The sequence below is a fragment of the Guyparkeria sp. genome, assembly GCF_046545975.1.
GTDB lineage: Bacteria > Pseudomonadota > Gammaproteobacteria > Halothiobacillales > Halothiobacillaceae > Guyparkeria.
Genome location: NZ_JBKGYT010000112.1, coordinates 1 through 4,621, shown reverse-complemented (window position 1 = coordinate 4,621; position 4,621 = coordinate 1). Strand labels below are relative to the sequence as shown.

The following is a 4,621-nucleotide window of genomic DNA, read 5'->3' as shown; positions in this document are numbered from 1 at the left end:
CGGGCGACGCGATGGCGGTTGGTTGGATGGCCGGCTCAGGATAAACTGTCGCGTTCTTTCCGTCTCCAAGCCGCCAATTCAGGCGCCATTCAAGCGCAAGGGGTTTCACTGCTCGTGAAGGCCGTAATCGAAGAACGTCTCCAGGCAATCTGCAGCCAGCTCGCGGTCGAGGGCGAGCTGCCCGAGGACATCTCCGTCAAGCCGGTGCTGACCGTGCCCAAGGACCCGGCGCACGGCGATTTCGCCAGCAATCTGGCCATGCAGCTGGCCAAGCCGATGCGCCGCGCGCCGCGCGCGGTCGCCGAGCTGATCATCGAGCGGCTGGCGGACACGGATGGCCTGGAGAGAGTCGAGATCGCCGGGCCCGGCTTCATGAACTTCTTCGTCGAGGCCGGGGCCGCCTTCGCCCTGATCGACTCCATTCTCGAGGCCGGCGAGCGCTTCGGCCGCTCCGAGGCCGGTCGCGGGCAGAAGGTGCAGGTCGAGTTCGTCTCGGCCAACCCCACCGGCCCGCTGCACGTCGGCCACGGTCGGGGGGCGGCCTACGGCTCGGTCGTGGCCAACCTGCTCGAGGCCATCGGCGCCGACGTCCAGCGCGAGTACTACGTCAACGACGCCGGCCGGCAGATGCACATCCTGGCCGCGAGTGTCTGGCTGCGCTACCTCGAGCACCACGGCGTGGCCGGCCACTTTCCGACGGCCGCGTACCAGTCGCAGGGTTACATCGTCGACATCGCCCGCGGGCTGGAGGCGGAGCACGGGGCTCGCATGCTGGCGCCGGCCGACCGGGTCTTCGCCGACCTGCCGCCCGACGCGCCCGACGGCGACAAGGAGCAGCACATCGATGCCCTGATCGCGCGGATGCACGAGGAACTGGGCGAGGAGAACTATCGGCTGGTCTTCCGCGCCGCGCTGGACTCGATCCTCGACGACATCCGGGCGGATCTCGCCGAGTTCGGGGTCGAGTACGACAACTGGTACTCCGAGCAGAGCCTGGCGGATCGTGGCCTCGTCGACGGGGCGATCGAGCGGCTCCGCGAGGCCGGCCACATCTACGAGCGCGGTGGCGCCCTGTGGTTCCGCTCCACCGACTTCGGCGACGACAAGGACCGCGTGGTCCGCCGCGAGAACGGGCAGACCACCTACTTCGCCTCCGATATCGCCTATCACCTCGACAAGTTCGATCGCGGCTTCAATCGCGTGATCGACATCTGGGGGGCGGACCATCACGGCTACGTCCCGCGCGTACGTGCGGCATTGACCGCCATGGGACGGCCGGCCGACAGCCTGACCGTCTCGCTGGTGCAGTTCGCCATTCTCTATCGCGGCGGCGAGCGGGTGCCGATGTCGACCCGTTCGGGCAGTTTCGTCACCCTGCGCGAGTTGCGCGAGGAAGTCGGCAGTGATGCCGCCCGCTTCTTCTACGTGATGCGGGCGGCCAACCAGCACCTGGACTTCGACCTGGACCTGGCCAAGAGCCAGAGCAACGAGAACCCGCTCTACTACATCCAGTACGCCCATGCGCGGGTAGCCTCCGTGTTCCGTCAGCTGCCGCTGCGCGGCTTCGAGCACGAACCCGAGGCTGGTCGCGAGGCCTACGAGCGGCTGACCGAATCGCACGAGCAGGCGCTGTTCAAGCGCCTGGCCCAGTACCCTGCCTTGATCGAACGGGCGGCGACCGCACACGAGCCGCACCAGCTGGTCCACTACCTGCGCGATCTCGCCCAGGACTTCCACAGCTACTACAACGCCCATGCCTTCCTGCTGGGCGAGGATGCCCCGTTGCGTAACGCCCGCCTGAACCTGGTCGCCGCCACTCGCCAGGTGCTGGCGAACGGACTGGGCCTGCTCGGTGTCAATGCGCCGGACGAGATGTAGGCGCCTTGGCGGAACAGGGGAGAGCAGTCAGTGAGCAGCAAACGTCGCAAGGGAGTCAATCGCCCCCGGTCTGCCGGTGGTCAGCGGGCCGCCAAGTGGGTGCTGCTGGTCGCCGTCCTGGCCGCGGTCCTGCTGGTGGTGCTGCTCGCCCGGCTGACGGCGGAAAGGAACAGTCAGCCGCCCCAGCCCGGAGAACCCCGGGAGTCCCGCGTTGACACCCGCAGCGTGGAGAAGCCCCCCGAGAAGACCCCGGTCTCGCCCGAATTCGAGTTCTACACGCTGTTGCCGGAGCAGGGCAACCAGCCGCCCTCCCAGCGTGAAGAAGAGCCGACCGCCGATGCCGAAAAGCCCGCCGAAGCCGAGGCCGACAGGTCGCGGACGTCTGCCGACGGCAGCTACCTGATCCAGGTGGGCTCGTTCCGCTCCGGCCGGGATGCCGAGGCCCGCAAGGCCGAGCTGGCCCTGATGGGCTTCGAAGGCCGGGTCGAGAAGGCCGATGTTCAGGGGACCGCCTACCATCGCGTGTTCGTCGGTCCTCTGCCGGGCGACGAGGTCGAGGAGGCCCAGCAGCGCCTCCAGGAGGTTGGTGTGGACGCCCTTTCGCCCCGGCGGATCGACGGCTAGTCGAGGCCTGCCCATCGTGCCCCCGTCCGGCCGCCGGCCGGGCGGAGTCCACTCCGTTTCCCGCCCTGTTTCCCCCGATAGGCTATCTCCGCCACCTGCCGTGGGGCGTCGCTGTATTCCGATGATGGCTGCGCGACGGCGCGCGTCGTGCAGGTCCATGATTCTCCTGCGGCGTTAACGGCCGAGTGCCATACTCGGTCCTGAAGGCAATCGTTGCCCAAGACAAGAACGGTCCGCCCGGCCCCTCGGGTCGTGGACGGATCGCCGGGAACGCGAGGGAGACACATGGCACGACTGGCAGTGCCAAGGGATACGACCCTCTCCGGGGTCGGCTCCCGGACGGGGAGTGTTCCGCCACGGCGGTCGGGGAACAGGCCTGCCGATGAACGGCGGCATGGCCGGGGTCTGTCTGCCCGCCTGGCCTGGATGCTGTTGCTCTGTGGGTTGCTCCTCGACGTCATGGCAACGGCGGCGTTCGCCTCGGAGCAGCCCCTGCTCTCCCGCGCCGAACTCGCCCTGACCGACGCGCCGCTCTCGCCGCGGGACGCCATGGACCTCGATTTCCAGGCGCTTGATGGCGACTCGCTCAATCTCGGCTCCTTCGACGGCCACATCTGGCTGCGCCTGACGCTCGACGAGACCGACTTGCGCACCCACGGGCGCTGGTTGTTCCTGCGTTGGCCTTATTTCGAGGACATGCGGCTCTACCTGCTCGATCCCTCTACCCCGGGGGATGCGGTCGAGGTGCTTGCCGGGAAGGACGGCACGCACCGGCTCGGTCTGTCCCGCGACCCGGGTCGCGAGTTGCCCGAGTTCACCGGCGAACGGCTACTGCTGGTGGATGTGAAATCCGATGGCCCGGCGGCCCTTGCCCTGAGCCTGGGGACACTGGAGGCCGAGCGGCAGCGCAACCTGATCCGCTACTCCCTGTTCGGGATCTACCTGGGCGCGATGCTGGGCATGGCGGTCTACAGCCTGTTCCTGATGGTGGCGGTGCGGGAACGCACCTATCTCGGGTATGCGGCCTTCCTTGGCAGCACCGTGCTCTACGTCGGGTTGCAGCACAACATCCTCACCCCGTTTCTTCCGGGGTTCCTTCGGGCATTCTCCGCGACCGACCGGGCACAGGTGGCCGTGGTGCTGATGGTGGTGACGGCCATCTGGTTCGTGCGGCGGTTCCTGCGCACCCAGCAAGACGATGAGCGCCTGGATCGCCTGCTGCTGGCGGTGACCGCCGTTGCGCTGTTCGTCGTACCCGTCGCGCTCCTGTGGCACGGGATGCTGCCCTTCGCCGCCGTTGCCGGCAGCGGGGTCGTCGCCATGGGCGCGATCATCTGGGCGTCGATCCGGGCAATACGCCGTGGCTTCGGACCGGCTCGGTTCCTGCTGGCGGGCTGGACGGTATTCTCCCTGGCCGTGCTTTTGCACCTGGGGCTGCTGGCCGGCCTGCTGCCCCTACGTGCCGTGGCTGCTGGCCGTGCTGCCGGTCGGTTCGCTTGCCGAAGCGCTGTTGCTGGCATTCGCCCTGGGGGACCGCATCCGTCACATGCAACGCGAGGAGGCCATGGTCGTCCGTGAGCGGGACCGCTACCGCTCGCTGAGCGAGCAGGATGGCCTGACCGGCTTGTTCAATCGCCGGGCGCTGGACCGGCAACTCGAGAGATCCATCGCCGACGTGCAGAAAACGGGCCGCCCGTTGTCCGTGATCGTGCTGGATGCCGATCACTTCAAGAGCTACAACGACAGCTACGGACACCTCGCCGGCGACGACATCCTGCGGTGCCTGGCGCGGGTCATGAGCAACAACGTGCGTCGCGAGGACCGCTGCTTCCGCTACGGTGGCGAGGAGTTCGTCGTCGTGCTGCCCGGAAAGACCCTCGAGCAGGCCGCTTCCGTGGCCGAGCGCATACGGGAGGTGTTCCGGCGGCACTCCGCCTCCAGCCAGAGGCCGGCCTGCACGGTAAGCGTGGGCGTGGCCCAGTGCTGCGAGGGAGACACTCCGGCCAGCCTGCTGGCGCGCGGGGACGAGGCCCTCTACCGGGCCAAGGACCTGGGGCGTGACCGTGTGGAGCGGGTCACTTGCGTGCCTGCCCGAAACGCGACGACGGTGATAGACTAG

General features: G+C 68.1%; 4 protein-coding genes. All 4 read left to right on the top strand.

Annotated features, from left to right (window positions below):
- Positions 1-126: 126 nt before the first annotated feature.
- Positions 127-1,878: an arginine--tRNA ligase gene (gene argS / locus ACLFMY_RS08505; RefSeq protein ID WP_410764231.1), complete on the top strand. Its 1,752-nt coding sequence runs from the start codon at positions 127-129 to the stop codon at positions 1,876-1,878.
- Between the two features lie 30 nt (positions 1,879-1,908).
- Complete coding sequence (locus tag ACLFMY_RS08500) at positions 1,909-2,502, top strand: SPOR domain-containing protein (protein ID WP_410764230.1); 594 nt, start codon at positions 1,909-1,911, stop codon at positions 2,500-2,502.
- A 426-nt stretch (positions 2,503-2,928) separates the two neighbouring features.
- Positions 2,929-4,080 carry a 7TM diverse intracellular signaling domain-containing protein gene (locus ACLFMY_RS08495; RefSeq protein WP_410764229.1) on the top strand — a complete coding sequence of 384 codons (1,152 nt, stop codon included), beginning with the start codon at positions 2,929-2,931 and terminating at the stop codon, positions 4,078-4,080.
- Positions 4,049-4,621, top strand: coding sequence for a GGDEF domain-containing protein (locus ACLFMY_RS08490; protein ID WP_410764228.1), 573 nt, complete (start codon positions 4,049-4,051; stop codon positions 4,619-4,621). The genes ACLFMY_RS08495 and ACLFMY_RS08490 overlap by 32 nt, the downstream gene beginning before the upstream one ends.

What these genes read in the sequence shown, in the direction of transcription:
- ACLFMY_RS08495 (WP_410764229.1), top strand. Translation starts at nt 2,929, where the DNA reads ATGCTGTTGCTCTGTGGGTTGCTCCTCGACGTCATGGCAACGGCGGCG.
- ACLFMY_RS08490 (WP_410764228.1), top strand. Translation starts at nt 4,049, where the DNA reads ATGCAACGCGAGGAGGCCATGGTCGTCCGTGAGCGGGACCGCTACCGC.